Here is an 18065-nt window from a genome sequence, read left to right as displayed (position 1 = left end):
GGGGAGGCCGGTAGGGTGCGGGTGTGGCCGAAAGACGCGAGCACCGCGAATACCGCATGGAGGAGCTGGCCAAGGAGGCCGGCATCCCGGTGCGGACCGTGCGCTTCTACCGGGAGCGCGGACTGATCTCGCCACCCCGCCGCGAGGGGCGCATCGCCTGGTACGACGACCATCACCTGGCCCGGCTGCGCACCATCACCGGCCTGCTGGAACGCGGCCACACCCTCACCGGCATCGCCGATCTCGCCCGCACCTTCGAGAGCGGCCGCGACGTCGCCGAGGTGCTGGGCCTGGGCGAGCCGACCGAGGAGACCCCGGTACGCCTCACCCCCGAACAGCTCGCGGACTACTTTGAGGGCGAGACCACCCCGGAGAACCTGGCCGCCGCCCTCGAACTGGGCTATCTCGCCACGGACGGCGACGAGATCGTCCACATCAGCCGCCGCCTGCTGGAGGTCTCGTCCCAGCTGGTACGGGAGGGAGTGCCGCTCGCGACCGTGCTCGCGGCCGGCCGCCGCGTCCGCGAGCACGCCGACGCGCTCGCCGAACTCTTCGTGAGCGTCCTGGAGGACCAGGGCGGCCACGACGGCGAGGCCGAGCCGCCGCAGCTCCGGCCGCTGGCCCGCGCGGTGGTGGACGCCGAGCTGTCCATGGCGCTGGACCGGCGGCTGCGCCGCGAGGGCACCGGCGAACCGCCGCGGGACCCATCCCCCTGACGGACGGTCACGCGAAGACGGCCGCCGGTGGGGCTCTCCCGCTCGCACACCGGAATGCTTCCCGGACCGGGCCGCCCCGCACTCACCCCGTTCGCACGCTCTACTGTTCGAAGACCACCGTCACCGGCGCGTGGTCGCTCCACCGCTCGGCGTGCGTCGCGGCCCGCTCGACCCAGCCCTTCACCGCGCGCCCGGCCAGGCCGGGCGTCGCCACCTGGTAGTCGATGCGCCAGCCGGTGTCGTTGTCGAAGGCCCGCCCCCGGTAGGACCACCACGAGTACGGCCCCTCCTCGTCGGGGTGCAGCGCCCGTACGACATCGACGTACTCGGCCTCGCCGAAGACCCGGGTCAGCCACTCCCGCTCCTCGGGGAGGAAGCCGGAGCTCTTCTTGTTGGCCTTCCAGTTCTTGAGGTCGGCCTCCTGGTGGGCGATGTTCCAGTCCCCGCAGACCACCACCTCGCGACCGCCTTCCGCGGCCCGCTTCCGCAGGCCCTTCAGATACGGGAGGAACGCGGCCATGAACCGCTCCTTCTCGTCCTGCTTCTCGGTCCCGACCTCGCCGGAGGGCAGGTACAGGCTCGCGACCGTGACGCCCGGCAGGTCGATCTCGACATAGCGCCCGCTCGCGTCGAACTCCTCGCTCCCGGCGTCCCCGAACCCGCTGAACCCGATCTGCACGCGCTCCGGCGCACGCCGCGTGTACAGGGAGACCCCGGCCCGCCCCTTGGCGGCGGCCGGCGCGTGCACGGTGTGCCAGCCGGCCGGCTCACGCACCTCCTCGGGCAGCTGCTCCGGCTCGGCCCGCACCTCCTGGAGGCAGATCACATCGGCTTCGGTCCGGGCCAGCCACTCGACGAAGCCCTTCTTGGCGGCGGCACGGAGCCCGTTGACATTGACGGAGGTGACAGTCAGCATCCAGGCACGATACCGACATTCACCGCACGCATACATGTACGATATGGCGCATGAATATCCACCCTCGGCCCTTCGACCACCCCGACGCCGTCAAACTCAACGACCAGGTACAGCTCGAATACGCCGAGCGGTACGGGGACGAGGGCGATGTCACACCGCTCGACCCCTCGATGTTCGAGCCGCCGCACGGTCTGTATCTCCTCGCCTACGACGAGCTGGAGCGCCCCGTCGCCACCGGCGGCTGGCGCCCCCAGGACCGTAACGACGAGGGCTACTCGGACGGCGACGCCGAACTCAAGCGGATGTTCGTGATACCCGAGGGCCGGGGCAAGGGGCTGGCCCGCCGCATCCTGGCCGTCCTGGAGGAGGACGCGCGGGCGGCGGGCCGTGTCCGCATGGTGCTGGAGACCGGGGACCGGCAGCCGGAGGCGATCGCGCTGTACGTGTCCAGCGGCTACGCCCCGTGCGAGAAGTTCGGCCACTACCGCATGTACGAGAGCAGCCGCTGCTACGCGAAGCCACTGCGGTAGCCGAGGTACTGCGGCAGTGGCCGCACCGCCCGGCCGTCAGGCGCCGGCGGCGTAAGCCCAGAACTCCCGCGTCAGCGGGGGCGGGGTCGGTCCGGTCATCGCCAGCTGGGTCAGCAGGACGGAGACGGTGCCGGTGGCGGGCGTGAGATGTCCCGCCGTACCCGTGCCGCCCACCCAGCCGTAGCGCCCCGGAACGTTCCAGGGGTCGACGGCCTCGACGTCCACCGACCCGCCGTAGCCCCAGCCCTGGCCCTCCAGAAACAGCGTGCTGCGCTCGCGCTGCGCCCGCGTCAGATGGTCGGTGGTCATCAGCCGCACCGATTCCTCCGACAGCACCCGCCGCCCACCGGCCCTTCCCCCGGCTCCCCCGGCGAGCAGCATCCGGGCGAAGGCGTACCAGTCGTCGGCGGTCGAGACCAGCCCGCCGGCGCCGGACGCAAACGCGGGCAAGCTGCTCCACTGCCCGTCCGGAGCATCGGCCAGCCGGAGCCCGCCGCCCTCCGGATCGGCCCGGTAGAAACAGGTGAACCGGTCGGCCTTCGCCGTCGGCACCGCGAACCCGGTGTCGGCCATGCCCAGCGGCGCGAACAGCCGCTCCGCCAGGAACTCGGGCAACGGCCGGTCCGAGACCCGGGCGATCAGCACCCCGAGGATGTCGGAGCAGGTGTTGTACAGCCACTCCTCGCCCGGCTGGTGGAGCAGCGGAATGCGGGACAGCGCCGCCATCCACGCGTCCGGCGCCAGGACCTGCTGCGGCTGGAGCGACCCCGACCCCTGCTTCAACTCGCTGAACAGCAGCTGGACCGCGGGCAGCGAGAAGTCCGAGGGGAAGCCGTACCCGGCCCGGAAGGTGAGCAGGTCCTCCACCGTGATGACCCGGTCGGCGGGGACCACGTCGTCGGCCGGGGAGGCCGGCGTACGAACCACCATCGGGGCCGCCAGCTCCGGCAGCCACTGCCGGACCGGCTCGTTCAGCGCGATCCGGCCTTCCTCGACCAGCATCATGACGGCGGCGGCGGTGATGGGCTTCGTCATCGACGCGATACGGAAGATCGAGTCCCTGCGCATCGGGACCGTACCCTCCGCATCGGCCGACCCGACGGCCACCACCTCGACCCGGTCCCCCCGGGCCACCAGCCCCACGGCCCCGGGCGCCGCCCCGTCACCGACATGCTTCTTCAGGACATCGTTCAGATCGGTCATCGGTCCACCTTCCCGCTCATCGCCACAAAAGAGCAGGACCGCCGCACCGCCGAGAACTCATCGGCCCGGGTTCAGCGCACCCGGCCGACCCCCACGTAGAAACCGCTGCGCTCCCGCACCGGCGCGGGCTCCTCGCGGTACCACTCCGTGGCGAACACCAGTCCGGGCTCGACGAGCTCCAGCCCCTCGAAGAAGGGCTCGACCTCGCTCCGGGTACGCATCCGCAGCGGAATCGCCCCCTTCTTGTACGTGGCCTCGGTCTCGGCCTTCAGCTCCGGGTGCTGGTCGGCCGTGCCGTGCGAGAGCACCAGGAAGCTGCCCGACGGCAGGGCGTCGACCAGGGCGCGGGTGATGCCGTACGGGTCCTCGTCGTCCGGCAGGAAGTGCAACAGCGCGATCAGGGACAACGCGACCGGCCGGTCGAAGTCCAGCAGCTTGCGGGCGTGCTCGACGATCGCCTCCGGCTTGCGCACATCCGCGTGGATGTAGTCGGTGGCCCCCTCCGGCCTGCTGACCAGCAGCGCCTCCGCGTGCCGCAGCACGATCGGGTCGTTGTCCGCGTAGACGATCCGGGCGGACGGCGTGACACCCTGGACCACCTGATGCAGATTGGGCTCGGTGGGGATGCCGGTGCCGATGTCGAGGAACTGATCGACCCCGTTGCGGGCCAGCCAGGCGGAGGCCCGGTGCATGAAGGCCCGGTTCCGCGCCGCGTTGCCCCGCGCCTCGGCCGGCAGCTGCTCCGCCACCCGCTGATCGACCGGATAGTTGTCCTTGCCGCCCAGAAGCCAGTCGTAGACGCGCGCGGGGTGGGGCCTGCTGGTGTCGATCCGGAGTTCGGGCTTGTCGACCGTCACTGGGCGCTCCTCTCGGTGCGGTGAATTCCGAAGAATTCGAGAGCGGGTAACGCGCTCAGCGTAGGCGACACACATCCCGGACCAGCGGCCGGAACCCCCTTGCGTTGAAGTGCACTTCAACATCCACACTCCTTCCCACGGCCACCGAACGACGGAGGCCGGAACGGGAGGAACAGTCATGAAGTACCGCACCATCGGCACCGACCCCGCCACCCGCCGCGAGGTGAGCGTCCTCGCGCTCGGCGCGATGCTCTTCGGGTCGGTCACCGACGAGAAGACCTCGTTCGCCGTCCTGGACCACTTCGTCGAGGCCGGCGGCACCTTCATCGACACCTCCGACAACTACGCCTACTGGGTCGACGGCGGCCTCGGCGGCCAGAGCGAGCGGCTGCTCGGCAAGTGGCGGCGCAGCCGCGGCATCGGTGACGAGATAGTCATCGCCACCAAGCTCGGCGCCGAACCGCTCGCGCCCGGCACCGGGTTCGTCGACAACCCGGAGGGCCTGTCCGCGAAGGCGGTCCGCGAGGCCACCGAGCGCAGCCGGGAACGGCTCGGCGTGGACAAGCTCGACCTGCTCTACGCACACATCGAGGACCGGACCGTCCCCCTCGGCGAGACCGTCGAGACGTTCGGGGAGCTGGTGACCGAGGGAACGGTCGGCCTGCTGGGCGTCAGCAACCACGCCGTCTGGCGGGTGGAACGCGCCCGCGCCCTCGCCGCCGCCGCCGGACTGCCCGGCTACGAGGTCCTGCAGTACCAGCACAGCCACCTGCGCCCCCGGTACGACATCCCCACCCCGCTCTTCGAGGACGGCAGCCTCGGTCATGCCGGCCCCGAGATGCTCAGCTACCTCCGCGCCGAACCCGCACTGACCCTGGTCGCCTACTCCCCGCTGCTCGCCGGCGCCTACACCCGCACGGACAAGCCCCTCCCCGCGGACTACGACCACCCCGGCACCCCCGCCCGGCTCGCGGTCCTGCGCGAGATCGCCGCCGAGACCGGAGCCGGCATCAACCAGGTCGTCCTGGCCTGGCAGATCGGCCACCGCCTGCCCGTGATCCCGCTGGCCGGGGCGTCGTCGGTGGCGCAGTTGAAGGAGAACCTGGCAGCGGTGGACCTGGACCTGACGGACGACCAGCGGGCACGCCTGGACGCCGCCCACTGATCCGACGTTCGCCACCCCGGGCAGGCATCGAGCGCCCCCGAAACGACGAGATCCCGCCCGATCTTTCGATCGGACGGGATCTCGTGTGTGCGGTGGACCTGTGGGGATTTGAACCCCAGACCCCCTCGATGCGAACGAGGTGCGCTACCAGACTGCGCCACAGGCCCTTGCAACGAGTGAAACTCTAGCACCCCGAACGGGGTGCTCGGAAATCCGGTCCGTGCTGGTCAGCCGAGGCGGCGGCGCAGCGGGCCCGGAGGGGGCTCACTCGTTGGCGGCTCTGGGACGTTCCCCGTCCTCGTACTGGTCGAAGAGCGGGGTCCGGCCGCGGTCGCGGGTGCGACGGGACTGGTTGGTGCGCTGGCGCGGCGCCGGGTCGACCGGAGGTGCCGCGGGGTGCGAGGTACCCGTCTGGGTGGGCTCGGCGGCGCTGGAGCGGGCCGCGCTCCAGGTCTCCGGGTTGCCGACCTCGACGCCGCCGGTGGCGCGCGGGGCGACCGGGGCGGTGACGTAGGTCGGCAGCGGGACCGGGACCGGCTCCCAGCTGTCACCCTGGGCCCGGCCGCGTTCGCGCTGCTGGTCGACCCACTCCGCGTGGTCCGTCTGCTCGACCAGGGCCCGGCGGCCGGCCTCCTGCGGGGAGACCGCGGGCGCGGGCTCCGGCTCGGGGCGGCGCGCTTCGGGCTCCTCGTCGGGCTCGGCGGGGGCCGCCGCGGCCGGCTGGTGCCTGCGGGTGCGGTTCTCACGCAGGTGCTGCGCCGCCACCTCGGCCCGGCGCCGGTCCATGGTGAAGGCGAACCGGCGCCGCTCCTGTGCCCGCAGATGCACGATGTACGTGCTCAGCAGCACGGCCGGGACCGCGGGCGCCCAGAGGAAGTGCAGGCCGCCGACCGCCGCGACCACCGCGCCGAGCGTGAAGGCCAGGAAGAGGACGACCGTGGTGCGCCGACGGCGCGCGAGGACCTGGAGGCGCTGGGCGCGCCGGACGCGCTCGGCGTCCCTTCCGCCCTGGCGCGGGCGTGCGCGCCGGGCGGAAGCCTGAGCCGGTGCCTGGGCCTGGGCCGGTTCGGTGCGCTCCTCGGGCGCGCGCGCCGGGTCGTGCACGCGGGCCTCGGTGTGCGCCTCGGGCGCGGCGAAGGCCCGGACGTCCACGGAGACCATTCGGTCCGTGGCGACGTCCGGGTCGGCGTCGGGCCCCGCCTCCTCGGCGGTGCGCTCCCGCAGCTCCTTGGCGTACCGGCGCTCCATGGCCGCCCGTCCGGACAGCAGCCGGATGGCGGTGCTGAAGCGTTCCGTCGGACGGGCTTCGTTGAGCTCGTCCTGCCTGCGGAGCCACATCGGCACCAAGTAGGCGGCCCAGGCCCCGACGATGACTGCGTAGATGAGGCCGCTGCTGCTCACGTCTCACACCGTAGAGGGGTTTGCGCGGGGGCATCCGCCAATTGGCCCGGTGTGTCGCACGATCCGGCTGATATCACGGACTTTTTTTGTGATTGTTCGGATCAACCGTGGGCGTTTGTGCGTTCGCCATCGGTCAACTGCCGATCAATATCGAACACTTATTTCATTTCCCGTGGCGTCCCAGGTCGCGACCGGTGCCAGCGCCGAAGCAGCCCGTCGGGCACTTCCTCCGCGGTGAGCGCATAGATCAGGTGGTCCCGCCAGGCACCGTCGATGTGGAGATAGCGCGGGCGCAGGCCCTCTTCGCGGAATCCCAGTTTCTCCACGACCCTTCTGCTGGGCCCGTTCTCCGGCCGAATGCACACCTCGATGCGGTGCAGTCCGACCGCGCGGAAGCAGTGGTCGACGGCGAGGGCGACCGCGGTCGGCATCACACCCCGGCCGGCCACGTCCTGGTCGACCCAGTAGCCGACATGGCCCGAGCACATCGAGCCCCAGGTGATCCCCGCGACCGTCAGCTGACCGACCAGCCGGCCCTCGTACTCGATGGCGAAGGGCAGCATCCGGCCCGCGTTGGCCTCGGCGCGCAGGTGACGGATCATCTGACGGTACGTGGGCCGCTGGGCCACCGGTCCGCCCGGCGCGGGCGGCGGCACCGTCGCCTCCCAGGGGCGCAGCCAGTCGCGGTTGCGCCGGTTGACCTCGCGCCACATGCGCTGGTCGCGCAGCTTGATCGGACGGAGCACGATCTCGCCGTCGCTGAGGACCACCGGCCAGGTCGAGACGTTCAGCTCGGGCTCCCCGGTCGGGGGTGATCGCCGCCGCGCAACTGATCGACGGCGTGCACCAGGAGACGGGCGAGAACGGCGAGTCCGTCACGCACCCCGCCGGTGGAGCCCGGCAGGTTCACGATGAGGGTGCGGCCCGCGACGCCCGCGAGGCCCCGGGAGAGCGCGGCGGTGGGGACCTTGTCGCGCCCCTCGGCGCGGATCGCCTCGGGGATGCCGGGGATCTCGTGGTCCAGGACGCGGCGGGTGGCCTCGGGGGTGCGGTCGGTGGGCGAGATGCCCGTACCGCCGGTCGTGACGATGACGTCGTACCCCGCCGCCGCCCCGGCGCGCAGGGCCTGTTCGACCGGGTCGCCGTCGGGCACGACCTGCGGGCCGTCGACGGCGAAGCCGAGCTGCGTGAGCGCCTCGGAGATCAGGGGGCCGCCCTTGTCGGCGTAGACGCCGGCCGAGGCGCGGTTGGAGGCGGTGACGACGAGGGCGCGGTAGGGGGACGGGGCCGGAGCCGGTGGAGTCCCGGGCGCCGTCACGCGTCCGCTCCGTCCGGCCCGGTGCGCTGGAGGTCCTCGGTGCGCCGGGAGTCCTCGGTGCGCCGGTAGTCGCCGGACTTGCCGCCGGACTTCGACTCGACCCGTACGTCCGTGATGACCGCCGACTTGTCGACCGCCTTGATCATGTCGATCACGGTGAGCGCCGCGACGGAGACCGCGGTCAGGGCCTCCATCTCGACGCCGGTGCGGTCCGTGGTCTTCACGGTGGCCAGGATCTCCACTGCGTCGTCGGCGACGCTCAGGTCGACCTCGACCCCGGAGACGGCCAGCGGGTGGCAGAGCGGGATCAGGTCGGGGGTGCGCTTGGCTCCCATGATCCCGGCGATCCGGGCGGTGGCGAGGGCGTCGCCCTTGGGGACCCCTTCGCCGCGGAGCAGCTCGACCACGCGCGGCGAGACGAGTACCCGGCCGCTGGCGCGGGCCGTCCGCGCGGTGACGTCCTTCTCCGAGACGTCGACCATGCGGGCCGCGCCCGCCTCGTCGATGTGCGTCAGCCTGTTCTGCGTACTCAACTAACTCCGCCTCGCGGTAGGGCGCCGGTTGCCCGCACGGCCCGCACCGGGGTGCGGGCCTGGGGCCCGGGGGTGTCCCCGGGAAGGCACAGCGCCAGACACCGTACCGCCACCGCCCCGGGATCAGCGGAGCAGGATCACCTCGGTGTCCGTGCCGGGCTCGGCGGAGGTGACGTCCTCGGGCAGCACGATGAGCGCGTCGGACTGGGCGAGTGCGGCGATCAGATGCGATCCGGAACCGCCGACGGGGGTGACCGTGCCGGCCTCCGCGTCGTACGTGCCGCGCAGGAACTGGCGCTTGCCGGACGGCGAGGAGAGCGCCTCGCCGGCGTCGAGCGTGGCCCGGACCGTGGGGCGGTGCACGTCCTTGAGGCCCATCAGGGTGCGGATCACTGGCCGTACGAACAGCTCGAAGGAGATGTACGAGGAGACGGGGTTGCCCGGCAGCGCCAGCAGCGGGGTGTGGTCGGGGCCGATCGAGCCGAAGCCCTGCGGCTTGCCCGGCTGCATGGCGAGCTTGCGGAAGTCGATGCCGCTGCCCGGCTCGTCCTCGTCGCCCACCGAGGACAGGGCCTCCTTGACGACGTCGTACGCGCCGACGCTGACGCCTCCGGTGGTGACGACGATGTCGGCCCGGATCAGCTGGTCCTCGATCGTGGCGCGGAGCGTATCGGCGTCGTCGGTGACGGCGCCGACCCGGTACGCGATCGCTCCGGCGTCCTTGGCCGCGGCCGTGAGCGCGAAGCTGTTCGAGTCGTAGATCCGGCCGCCCGTCAGTTCCTCGCCGGGCTGGACCAGTTCGCTGCCGGTGGAGATGACGACGACGCGCGGCCGGGGCCGCACCTTCACCGTCGAGCGGCCGATCGCCGCGAGCAGGCCGATCTGCGGCGGGCCGATCACCGATCCCGCGCCCAGCGCCAGATCGCCCGGCTTCACGTCACTGCCGCGGGCCCTGACATGGGCGCGGGCCTCCACCGGGCGGTGCACCCGCACCTCGCCGCCCGCGCCCTCCGGGGCCTCCCGCAGGGAGCGCATGGTGTCGGCGGGGCCGCCGCCCGTACCGCCGTCGGTCCACTCGACCGGGACGACGGCCTCGGCACCGGCCGGCAGCGGGGCGCCGGTCATGATCCGGGCGGCCTCACCGGGGCCGAGGCTCCGGTCGCCGGGCAGTCCGTCGCTGCCCGCCGCGATGTCGCCGATGACGGTGAGCACCGCGGGGAACTCCTCGTCGGCGCCCTCGACATCGGCGACGCGGACCGCGTACCCGTCCATCGAGCTGTTGTCGAAGGGCGGCAGGGCGATCTGCACCATGACGTCCTCGACGAGCACGCAGCCCTGGGCGTCGTGCAGTTGCAGCTCGATGGGTTCGAGCGGTCGCACCGCGCCGAGAATGTCGTCCAGGTGCTCGTCCACCGACCAGATCGTGCTGCTCAAGGTGCTACATCTCCTCAGTGACGTAACTGCGGAGCCAGGTCTTGAAGTCCGGGCCCAGGTCTTCACGTTCGCACGCGAGTCTGACAATGGCACGGAGGTAATCGCTACGGTCACCGGTGTCATAGCGGCGGCCCTTGAAGACGACACCGTGCACCGGGCCGCCAGCCTTCTCGTCCTCGGCGAGGAGCTGGAGGGCGTCGGTGAGCTGGATCTCGCCGCCGCGGCCCGGCTCGGTCCTGCGCAGTATGTCGAAGACGGCGGGGTCCAGTACGTAGCGGCCGATGATGGCGAGGTTGCTGGGCGCCTCGGCCGGTTCGGGCTTCTCGACGAGGCCGGTGATGCGCACCACATCGCCCTCGGCGGTGGGCTCGACGGCCGCGCAGCCGTACTGGTGGATCTGCTCCGGCGCGACCTCCATCAGCGCGATCACGCTGCCGCCCTCGCGCTCCTGGATCTCGACCATGCGGGCCAGCAGCGGGTCGCGCGGGTCGATCAGGTCGTCACCCAGGAGGACAGCGAACGGCTGGTCCCCCACGTGCGGTGCGGCGCACAGCACGGCGTGGCCGAGGCCGCGCGGGTCGCCCTGCCGGACGTAGTGCATGGTGGCCAGGTCGCTCGACTCCTGGACCTTCCTGAGCCGTTCGGCGTCTCCCTTGCGGGTGAGCGCGGACTCCAGCTCGTAATTCCGGTCGAAGTGGTCCTCCAGCGGACGCTTGTTGCGGCCGGTGATCATCAGTACGTCGGAGAGACCGGCGGTCACCGCTTCCTCGACGACGTACTGGATCGCGGGCTTGTCGACCACAGGCAGCATCTCCTTGGGAGTGGCTTTGGTGGCCGGCAGGAAGCGGGTACCGAGTCCCGCGGCCGGAATGACAGCCTTGCTGATCCTGGGGTGCGACTGAGTCATGCGCAGAACCATAACCGGTGCGTATGTGAGGAAGATGAGGCTCCGGTTAACTTTGTACGCCTATACGCACATGTGAGAGATCTGGGGTGCCCGTTGAGCACAGAGATGTCCCGAAAGACGCTGCTCCGGCGTGAACTGCTGGCCGCGCGACGCCTTCTGACCGGGGAAGACGTGGAGAACGCCGATGCGGTTCTGTCGCGGAACGCATTGTCTCTTCCGGAGTTGTCCGGGGCCCGTACCGTCGCCGCGTACGTCTCGGTGGGCACCGAGCCCGGTACCCGCACCCTGCTGGACGCGCTGCGCGCCCGGGGCGTGCGGGTGCTGCTGCCGGTGCTCCTCGCGGACAACGATCTGGACTGGGCGCCGTACGAAGGGCCCGGTCGTCTCGTCCGGGCCGGCCGCGGGCTGCTGGAGCCGGACGGGGAGCCGCTGGGCCGCGACGCCGTCCTGGAGGCCGACGCGGTCCTGCTGCCGGGGCTCGCGGTGGACGCCCGGGGCATGCGGCTCGGCCGCGGCGGCGGCAGCTACGACCGGGTGCTGGCGCGGCTCACGGCGGCGGACGCGCATCCGGCGCTGATCGTCCTGCTGTACGACGACGAGGTGGTCGCGCGGGTCCCGGAGGAACCGCACGACCACCCCGTCGATGTGGTGGTGACACCGGCGGCGAGCCGCCGGACGAGCCGCTAGGGCCCTCTCGTCCTATGGCTTGAGGGTCAGGGTGTCGGTCGTCGACTTGCCGACGGCGTTGGTGCCGAAGGACCAGTCGAGCAGTTCACCGTTGACCCACTTGTCGGTCTGGTCGGTGTAGTGCGCGCTGAACGCGTGCCCGGAGGCGCCGGTGAGGTTGATCCAGCGGGACTTGTCCCAGTCCCCCACGTTGACCACCATCCGCATCGACGGGACCCAGACGACCTCGTAGCCGCCCGCCGCGTTCCAGCCGGTGGCGTTCACCGCGGCCTCGCCGCCGCCCAGGTTCCACGGGCCGCGGTTGAGGGCCCGCTGGAGCAGGCCGGGGCCCTCGGTGCCGAGGGTCTGGTTCTTCAGGGTCAGCTGGTGCAGCCGGCCCCAGCTCCAGGTGGTGATGTCCTTGCCGAGCTTGGCGGTCAGCTCCCAGCGGGCGTCCTCCATGGCGCGGGCGAAGAGCTGGTCACGGTTCTCGGTCGGCTCGTCCCGGCCGCTCTTCGGCGCCTTCCACCAGTCGCTGTTCTGGTCGTCCATCAGCTCGGCGACCACCTTGTACCAGCGGTCACCGCCGTCGGGCTGGGCGGAGTCCGCGTCCCGCTGGCCGCACTCGCGCACCAGCCTGCCCTGCTCGTCGACCGGGCCCGAACCGCCGGCCCGGGGCACGTTGAGGCAGTCGCCCTCGACCCGCAGCTCCTTGGGCAGCTTGTTGCCGAAGGCCAGCTTGAGGATGTTGCGCCAGACCGCGTTGAAGTACGCGGCCGCGGCCGAGTCGGACTCCTGGGTGTAGTCCCAGCCCTCCAGGAGCTTCTGCGCCTCGCGGACGCTCTTGTCCGAGACATTGATCTTCATCAGCTCGGGCACCAGCAGCGCGGCGATCTCGCTGGTGTTGTCCATCTGCATCTTCTGCATGTCTTCGGTCGAGATCTTCCCGCCGCCCTTGATCTTCGACTGTATGAGGTCGTCGATCCGCTGGCTTCGGCTGCCGTAGCCCCAGTCCTTGGTCAGCAGGTGCGGGTACTTCTTCTCGTCGATGACGGCCTGGTTGGCGGTGACGATGTAGCCGCGCTTCGGGTTGTACTCGTAGGGCAGCTCGTCGAACGGGATCGGCTCCTTCTTCCAGCCGTACTTCGAGGACCAGCCGGGGCTGGGCATCGTCCCGTCGCCGTCGACGCGGACCGGGATCTTCCCGGGCGCCTGGTAACCGATGTTGCCGTCGGTGTCGGCGTAGATGAGGTTCTGCGAGGGGACCTCGAAGTGCTCGGCCGCCGCCCGGAAGGTCTTGAAGTCCTTGGCCCGGTTCAGCTCGAAGACGGCGTCCATGGACTTGCCGGGGTCCAGCGCGGTCCACTTCAGGGCGACCGCGTAGCCGTCGGCCCGGTCCGGGGCCGAGTTGGTGACGGGGGCCTTCTGGCCGACCTTCTCCATTTCGCTGCTGCGGTCGGAGACCAGCGGGCCGTTGTTGGTCTCGCGGATGGTGATCGTCCGGTCCTTGCCGCCCGCGACCTTGATGGTCTCCTCACGGGTGGTGAAGGGCTTGACCTTGCCGTCGTACAGGTAGCCGTCGCCGGAGACCTTCTCCAGGAAGAGGTCGGTGACGTCCGCGCCGAGGTTGGTGAAGCCCCAGGCGATGTCCTGGTTGTGGCCGATTATCACGCCGGGCATGCCGGAGAAGGTGTAGCCCGCGGTGTCGTACTGGCACTTCGCGCTGATCTCGCGGCAGTGCAGGCCCATCTGGTACCAGAGCGAGGGCAGCTGCGGCGCCAGGTGCGGGTCGTTGGCGAGCAGCGGCTTGCCGGTCGTCGTGTAGTTGCCGGAGACCACCCAGGAGTTGGACCCGATGCCGTTGCCGTTCGGGCCGAGCAGCGCCGGGATCTGGTCGAGGGTGTCGGAGAGCGCGGAGAGCTGGGTGTTCAGGCCCTCGGTGGCGCCCTGCGCGGTGTCCGAGCCGATGTTGTCGGACGGGGTCGCGTCCGGGTCGAACTTCCCGGTGACCGGGGAGATCGCACCCTGGTCGACGATCGGCCGGTGCTTGTCGTACGGGTACGCCGGGTAGAGGTCCTCGATCTGCTTCGCGTCGAGCCTGCTGGTCATCAGCGAGCGGTCGATCTCGTCCTGCATGTTCCCGCGCAGGTCCCAGGCCATGGCCTTGAGCCAGGCGACCGAGTCGACCGGGGTCCACTCGGTCGGCTTGTAGTCGTTGGTGAAGCCGAGGGCCGCGTACTCGACGGAGATGTCCTTGCCGTCGCGCCCCTTGAGGTAGGCGTTCACGCCGTCCGCGTACGCCTGGAGGTTCTTCTTGGTCTCCTCGGACAGGACGTTGTCGTACTCCTCCTGCGCGACCTTGCGCCAGCCCAGCGTGCGCAGGAAGGAGTCCGTCTCGACCTGTCCGGAGCCGAACATCTCGGAGAGCCGGCCGGCCGTCATGTGACGGCGGACGTCCATCTCCCAGAAGCGGTCCTGCGCCTGGACGAAGCCCTGGGCGCGGAAGAGGTCGGCGTCCGAGTCCGCGTACAGCTGCGGGATTCCGTAGCTGTCGCGTTTGACGTCGACGTTCCCGTCGAGGCCGTCGAGCTTCGTCGACCCGGTCGTCTGCGGGTACGAGGCCCGCACGGTGGATACGGACCAGAACGTCCCGTAACCGATACCCGCGACAAGCGCCAGCACCAGAACGATCACGATCAGGCGGGCACGTCGCCCCTTCTTCCTGCCGGTCTTCGCACCGGCGGCACCGGCCGAACCGGTGGTGCCGGTGGAACCGGAAGGGGCGGTTGTGTTGGCGGGCATCGCTGTCCTTCGAGGGGCAGGTGGTCCTGGGAGTGCAGGAGCAACCATAGGCGCAGCGCCGGGACGGCTCTGACGCGGCATCGGGATGATTCGAATTGCGTAGCGATCGTACGAATGCTCGAAGGCATCAAGAAAACGTTAAAGATTAGGTAAGGTAACGAAGTACCGGCCGCCAACGGCCGATGCCGAGGGGTGATCCGGTCGATCCGGTCGCACCGTCCGATCGGATCGATTCCTTCGACCGGATCGCTTCGTCCGGTCAGACCGATTCGCTCGGTCGGATCGATTCGTCCGACCGGATCGATTCGTCCGACCGGATCGCGTCGTTCGATCAGATCGATTCGTTCGACTCGGCAGGCGCACGCAGGGAAGGAACGGCCACTGTCTGTCCACACGCTCAACGAACTCCTGCTCGTCTGCTCACTCGTGCTGCTCGTCGCGGTGGTGGCGGTGCGCGTCTCGTCCCGCAGCGGGCTCCCCAGCCTGCTCCTGTACCTCGGTATCGGGATCGCCATAGGGCAGGACGGCTTCTTCGACGTCAAGTTCGACAACGCCGAGCTGACCCAGGTCATCGGCTATGCCGCACTGGTCGTGATCCTCGCCGAGGGCGGCCTCGGCACGAAGTGGAAAGAGATCAGACCGGCGCTGCCCGCCGCGGCGATGCTCTCGCTGGTCGGCGTCGCGGTGAGCGTCGGCGTCACGGCGGCCGGGGCGCACTACCTGGTCGGCCTGGACTGGCGGCAGTCGCTGATCATCGGCGCGGTCGTCTCGTCGACGGACGCCGCCGCGGTCTTCTCCGTGCTGCGCAAGGTGCCGCTGCCCGCCCGGGTCACCGGCGTACTGGAGGCCGAGTCCGGCTTCAACGACGCCCCCGTGGTGATCCTGGTGGTCGCCTTCTCCACCAAGGGGGCGGTGGACAGCTGGTACGTACTGGTCGGCGAGATAGCCCTGGAGCTCGCCATCGGCGCCGCCATGGGCATCGCCGTCGGCTGGCTCGGCTCGTACGGGCTGCGTCGCGTGGCACTGCCCGCGTCCGGCCTCTACCCGATCGCCGTGATGGCGATCGCGGTGTCCGCGTACGCGGCGGGCGCCCTGGTCCACGGCAGTGGCTTCCTCGCCGTCTATCTGGCGGCGATGATCCTCGGCAACGCCAAGCTGCCGCACTGGCCCGCCACCCGCGGCTTCGCCGACGGGCTCGGCTGGCTGGCGCAGATCGGCATGTTCGTGCTGCTCGGCCTCCTGGTCACGCCGCACGACCTGCTCGACGACTTCTGGCCCGCGGTCATCGTGGGCCTGGTGCTGACCGTGGTGGCGCGTCCGCTGGAGGTCTTCATCTCGCTGGCGCCGTTCCGGCTGCCCTGGCAGGAGAAGGCACTCATGTCCTGGGCCGGGCTGCGCGGTGCCGTGCCCATCATCCTGGCGACCATCCCGATGGTCGCCGGGGTCGAGGGCTCCACCCGCATCTTCAACATCGTCTTCGTGCTCGTCGTCGTCTACACCCTCATCCAGGGGCCGACCCTGCCCTGGCTGGCGAAGGCCCTGAAGATCGCCGACGATCCGGCCGAGACCGCCGACCTGGGCATCGAGTCGGCGCCGCTGGAGCGGCTGCGCGGTCATCTGCTGTCGGTGGCCATCCCCGGCCGGTCGAAGATGCACGGCGTGGAGGTCGGGGAGCTGCGGCTGCCCGCCGGGGCCGCCGTCACCCTCGTCGTACGGGACGGCAAGAGCTTCGTACCGGCGCCCTCGACCGTGCTGCGGCGCGGCGACGAGCTGCTGGTGGTCGCCACCGATCCGGTGCGCGACGCGGCGGAGGAACGGCTGCGCGCGGTCGGCGAGGGCGGCAAGCTCGCGGGCTGGCTGGGGAAGACAGGCGGCCCGAGGACGCACCACTGAGAGCACCCCACCCGTGGGCACTTTCGATCCGAGGCGTCGATGGAGTCCTTGCACACAATCACAGGTGCGCAAGGACCTCTGCCTGTATCATGAAGGGGCTCGATCGCCCCCGATTACGGGGCCGGTCGAGCCCGATCGACGAAACCGATCGACCGACCCGATCATCGAAACCGATCGGCCAACCCGATCGGCCAACCCGATCCACCAACCGATCGACCAACCTGAACGACCAACTCTGCCTGACGCAGAGCTGGCGCGACCGTATGGCGGTCGTGGCGTCCTCCGCCTCTGCTGAGCGCCCGGCATCTACCGCAGTTCCGCGCGAAGAGGACAGCTCTCGGCAGCACCCGCACGAACGAGCCCGCACCCATCCGTGCCGGCCACCCCGCGGGAGCTCGGCCACCAGGCGGCAGAAAGGCATGGACCGTGGCGTCCACGGTCACCGACCGCCCCGGTTACGGGCAGTTGCTGCGCACCCCGGGTGCGTGGACATTTCTTCTTCCGGGCTTCGCCGCACGGCAGCCCTTCGCGATGCTGACCATCGGCATCGTGCTGCTGGTCCAGCACACCACCGGCTCGTACGGCAGCGCGGGCGCCGTCGCCGCCGTGACCGGTGTCTCCATGGCCCTGTTCGCGCCGCAGACCGGCAAGCTCGCCGACCGCTTCGGCCAGCGTGCCGTGCTGCTGCCCGGCGTCCTGGTGCACGCGGCGTCCGTCTCGGCACTGACGACGCTGGCGCTGGCGGGCGCGCCCCTGTGGGCGCTGTTCGTGGCGGCCGTGCCGACGGGTGCGTCCGTTCCGCAGGTCGGGCCGATGGTGCGGGCCCGCTGGGCGGCCGTGCTCGGTGCGGCACCCGGCCGCGAGGCCTCGCCGCTGATGTCCACGGCTGCCGCCTTCGAATCGGTGACGGACGAGTTCACCTTCGTCATCGGCCCGGTGCTCGCCACCGCGCTGTGCACGGGGGTGCACCCGGCGGCCGGTCTGATCACGGAGGCCGCGCTGACCCTGGTCGGCGGGCTGCTCTTCGCCGCGCAGCGCCGCACCCAGCCCACGGTGCGCAACGCCGAGTCCGGCACCTCCCAGCGGCAGGCCTCCGCCCTGTCCGTACCGGGGGTGCGGGTGCTCGCCGTGGCCTTCCTCGGGATCGGCGCGGTCTTCGGAGGCATGCAGGTCTCGCTGACCGCCTTCGCCGAGGAGATCGGCCGCCCGGGAGCGAACGGTCTGCTGTACGGGGTCTTCGCGGCCGGCAACATGCTGGCCGGGATCGCCTGCGGTGCCATCGCCTGGAAGAGCGGGCCGCGGCGGCGGCTGATCGTCGGGTACGCGGCACTCACCCTGACCGCGTCCGGGCTGTGGGCGGTGCACTCGGTGCCACTGCTGGCCGGGCTCGGACTTCTGGTCGGGCTCTCCATCGCCCCGGCCCTGATCAGCGGCTACACGCTGGTCGACGCGCTGGTGCCGGGGTCCGCCCGGACCGAGGCGTTCACCTGGCTGACCGGCTCGGTCGCGCTCGGCCAGGCGGCAGCGGTGACGGTCGCCGGACGGCTCGCGGACGCCCACGGGGCCAGCACCGGTTTCCTGGTGCCGCTCGTGGGGACCGTACTGGCCCTGATCACCCTGGTTTCGCTGCGTTCCAGGCTCGCGGCCGCCGCCCCGGGACAGACCGTGGCACGTGGTGTCGGTCACCGGAAGCCGGTCACGGTGGACTGATGCTGCGGAATACG

Annotated in this window: 16 protein-coding genes and 1 tRNA gene; 6 read left to right on the top strand and 11 right to left on the bottom strand. The window is 70.9% G+C overall.

Annotation, left to right across the window (positions count from 1 at the left end):
- Window positions 1-56: 56 nt before the first annotated feature.
- Window positions 57-716 carry a MerR family transcriptional regulator gene (locus tag OG842_RS23140; protein ID WP_266733769.1) on the top strand — a complete coding sequence of 220 codons (660 nt, stop codon included), beginning with the start codon at window positions 57-59 and terminating at the stop codon, window positions 714-716.
- A gap of 100 nt (window positions 717-816) precedes the next feature.
- Here the strand turns inward: OG842_RS23140 and OG842_RS23135 are convergent, their stop codons facing one another.
- Window positions 817-1632: an exodeoxyribonuclease III gene (locus OG842_RS23135; protein WP_266732224.1), complete on the bottom strand. Its 816-nt coding sequence runs from the start codon at window positions 1630-1632 to the stop codon at window positions 817-819.
- Between the two features lie 50 nt (window positions 1633-1682).
- Here OG842_RS23135 and OG842_RS23130 point away from each other — a divergent pair, with 50 nt between their 5' ends.
- Window positions 1683-2162, top strand: a complete 480-nt coding sequence (locus tag OG842_RS23130) for a GNAT family N-acetyltransferase (RefSeq protein WP_266732222.1) — start codon at window positions 1683-1685, stop codon at window positions 2160-2162.
- 36 nt (window positions 2163-2198) lie between these two features.
- Here OG842_RS23130 and OG842_RS23125 read toward each other — a convergent pair whose 3' ends face one another.
- A complete protein-coding gene (locus OG842_RS23125) occupies window positions 2199-3365 on the bottom strand; it encodes a serine hydrolase domain-containing protein (protein WP_266732220.1) in 1167 nt (388 codons plus the stop codon).
- Between the two features lie 71 nt (window positions 3366-3436).
- On the bottom strand, window positions 3437-4222 hold the full coding sequence (locus OG842_RS23120; protein ID WP_266732218.1) for an SAM-dependent methyltransferase: 786 nt from the start codon (window positions 4220-4222) through the stop codon (window positions 3437-3439).
- Window positions 4223-4400: 178 nt separating this feature from the next.
- Here OG842_RS23120 and OG842_RS23115 point away from each other — a divergent pair, with 178 nt between their 5' ends.
- A complete protein-coding gene (locus OG842_RS23115; protein ID WP_266732216.1) occupies window positions 4401-5387 on the top strand; it encodes an aldo/keto reductase in 987 nt (328 codons plus the stop codon).
- A gap of 93 nt (window positions 5388-5480) precedes the next feature.
- Here the strand turns inward: OG842_RS23115 and OG842_RS23110 are convergent.
- The 7 genes from OG842_RS23110 to galU all read right to left on the bottom strand — a co-directional run bounded on the left by OG842_RS23110 (window position 5481) and on the right by galU (window position 10980).
- Window positions 5481-5554, bottom strand: a tRNA-Ala gene (locus tag OG842_RS23110).
- A 97-nt stretch (window positions 5555-5651) separates the two neighbouring features.
- Window positions 5652-6788, bottom strand: coding sequence for a divisome protein SepX/GlpR (gene sepX / locus OG842_RS23105; protein ID WP_266732214.1), 1137 nt, complete (start codon window positions 6786-6788; stop codon window positions 5652-5654).
- 158 nt (window positions 6789-6946) lie between these two features.
- The gene (locus OG842_RS23100; protein WP_266732212.1) at window positions 6947-7558 is read right to left on the bottom strand and encodes a GNAT family N-acetyltransferase; all 612 of its coding nucleotides are present in this window, start codon (window positions 7556-7558) and stop codon (window positions 6947-6949) included.
- A 17-nt stretch (window positions 7559-7575) separates the two neighbouring features.
- A complete protein-coding gene (locus OG842_RS23095; protein WP_266732210.1) occupies window positions 7576-8106 on the bottom strand; it encodes a MogA/MoaB family molybdenum cofactor biosynthesis protein in 531 nt (176 codons plus the stop codon).
- Window positions 8103-8639, bottom strand: coding sequence for a cyclic pyranopterin monophosphate synthase MoaC (moaC, locus tag OG842_RS23090; RefSeq protein WP_266732208.1), 537 nt, complete (start codon window positions 8637-8639; stop codon window positions 8103-8105). Before moaC ends, OG842_RS23095 begins: the two co-directional genes overlap by 4 nt.
- Window positions 8640-8762: 123 nt before the next feature.
- A complete protein-coding gene (gene glp / locus OG842_RS23085; RefSeq protein WP_266732206.1) occupies window positions 8763-10073 on the bottom strand; it encodes a molybdotransferase-like divisome protein Glp in 1311 nt (436 codons plus the stop codon).
- A 4-nt stretch (window positions 10074-10077) separates the two neighbouring features.
- The gene (gene galU / locus OG842_RS23080; protein ID WP_266732204.1) at window positions 10078-10980 is read right to left on the bottom strand and encodes a UTP--glucose-1-phosphate uridylyltransferase GalU; all 903 of its coding nucleotides are present in this window, start codon (window positions 10978-10980) and stop codon (window positions 10078-10080) included.
- A 105-nt stretch (window positions 10981-11085) separates the two neighbouring features.
- On the opposite strand from galU, the gene OG842_RS23075 reads away from it, so the two are divergent.
- Window positions 11086-11667, top strand: coding sequence for a 5-formyltetrahydrofolate cyclo-ligase (locus tag OG842_RS23075; RefSeq protein WP_266732203.1), 582 nt, complete (start codon window positions 11086-11088; stop codon window positions 11665-11667).
- Between the two features lie 12 nt (window positions 11668-11679).
- Here OG842_RS23075 and OG842_RS23070 read toward each other — a convergent pair whose 3' ends face one another.
- On the bottom strand, window positions 11680-14448 hold the full coding sequence (locus OG842_RS23070) for a penicillin acylase family protein (RefSeq protein ID WP_266732202.1): 2769 nt from the start codon (window positions 14446-14448) through the stop codon (window positions 11680-11682).
- A 408-nt stretch (window positions 14449-14856) separates the two neighbouring features.
- Here OG842_RS23070 and OG842_RS23065 point away from each other — a divergent pair, with 408 nt between their 5' ends.
- The gene (locus OG842_RS23065; RefSeq protein WP_266733767.1) at window positions 14857-16341 is read left to right on the top strand and encodes a potassium/proton antiporter; all 1485 of its coding nucleotides are present in this window, start codon (window positions 14857-14859) and stop codon (window positions 16339-16341) included.
- A gap of 426 nt (window positions 16342-16767) precedes the next feature.
- Window positions 16768-18051 carry an MFS transporter gene (locus OG842_RS23060; RefSeq protein ID WP_266732201.1) on the top strand — a complete coding sequence of 428 codons (1284 nt, stop codon included), beginning with the start codon at window positions 16768-16770 and terminating at the stop codon, window positions 18049-18051.
- Window positions 18052-18065: the final 14 nt, after the last annotated feature.

Origin of the sequence: Streptomyces sp. NBC_00376 (assembly GCF_036077095.1) — a bacterium.
In the GTDB taxonomy this organism is placed as follows: Bacteria; Actinomycetota; Actinomycetes; order Streptomycetales; family Streptomycetaceae; genus Streptomyces.
Note: the sequence above shows the minus strand (reverse complement) of the source record. Positions and strands in the feature narration are given on the sequence as shown.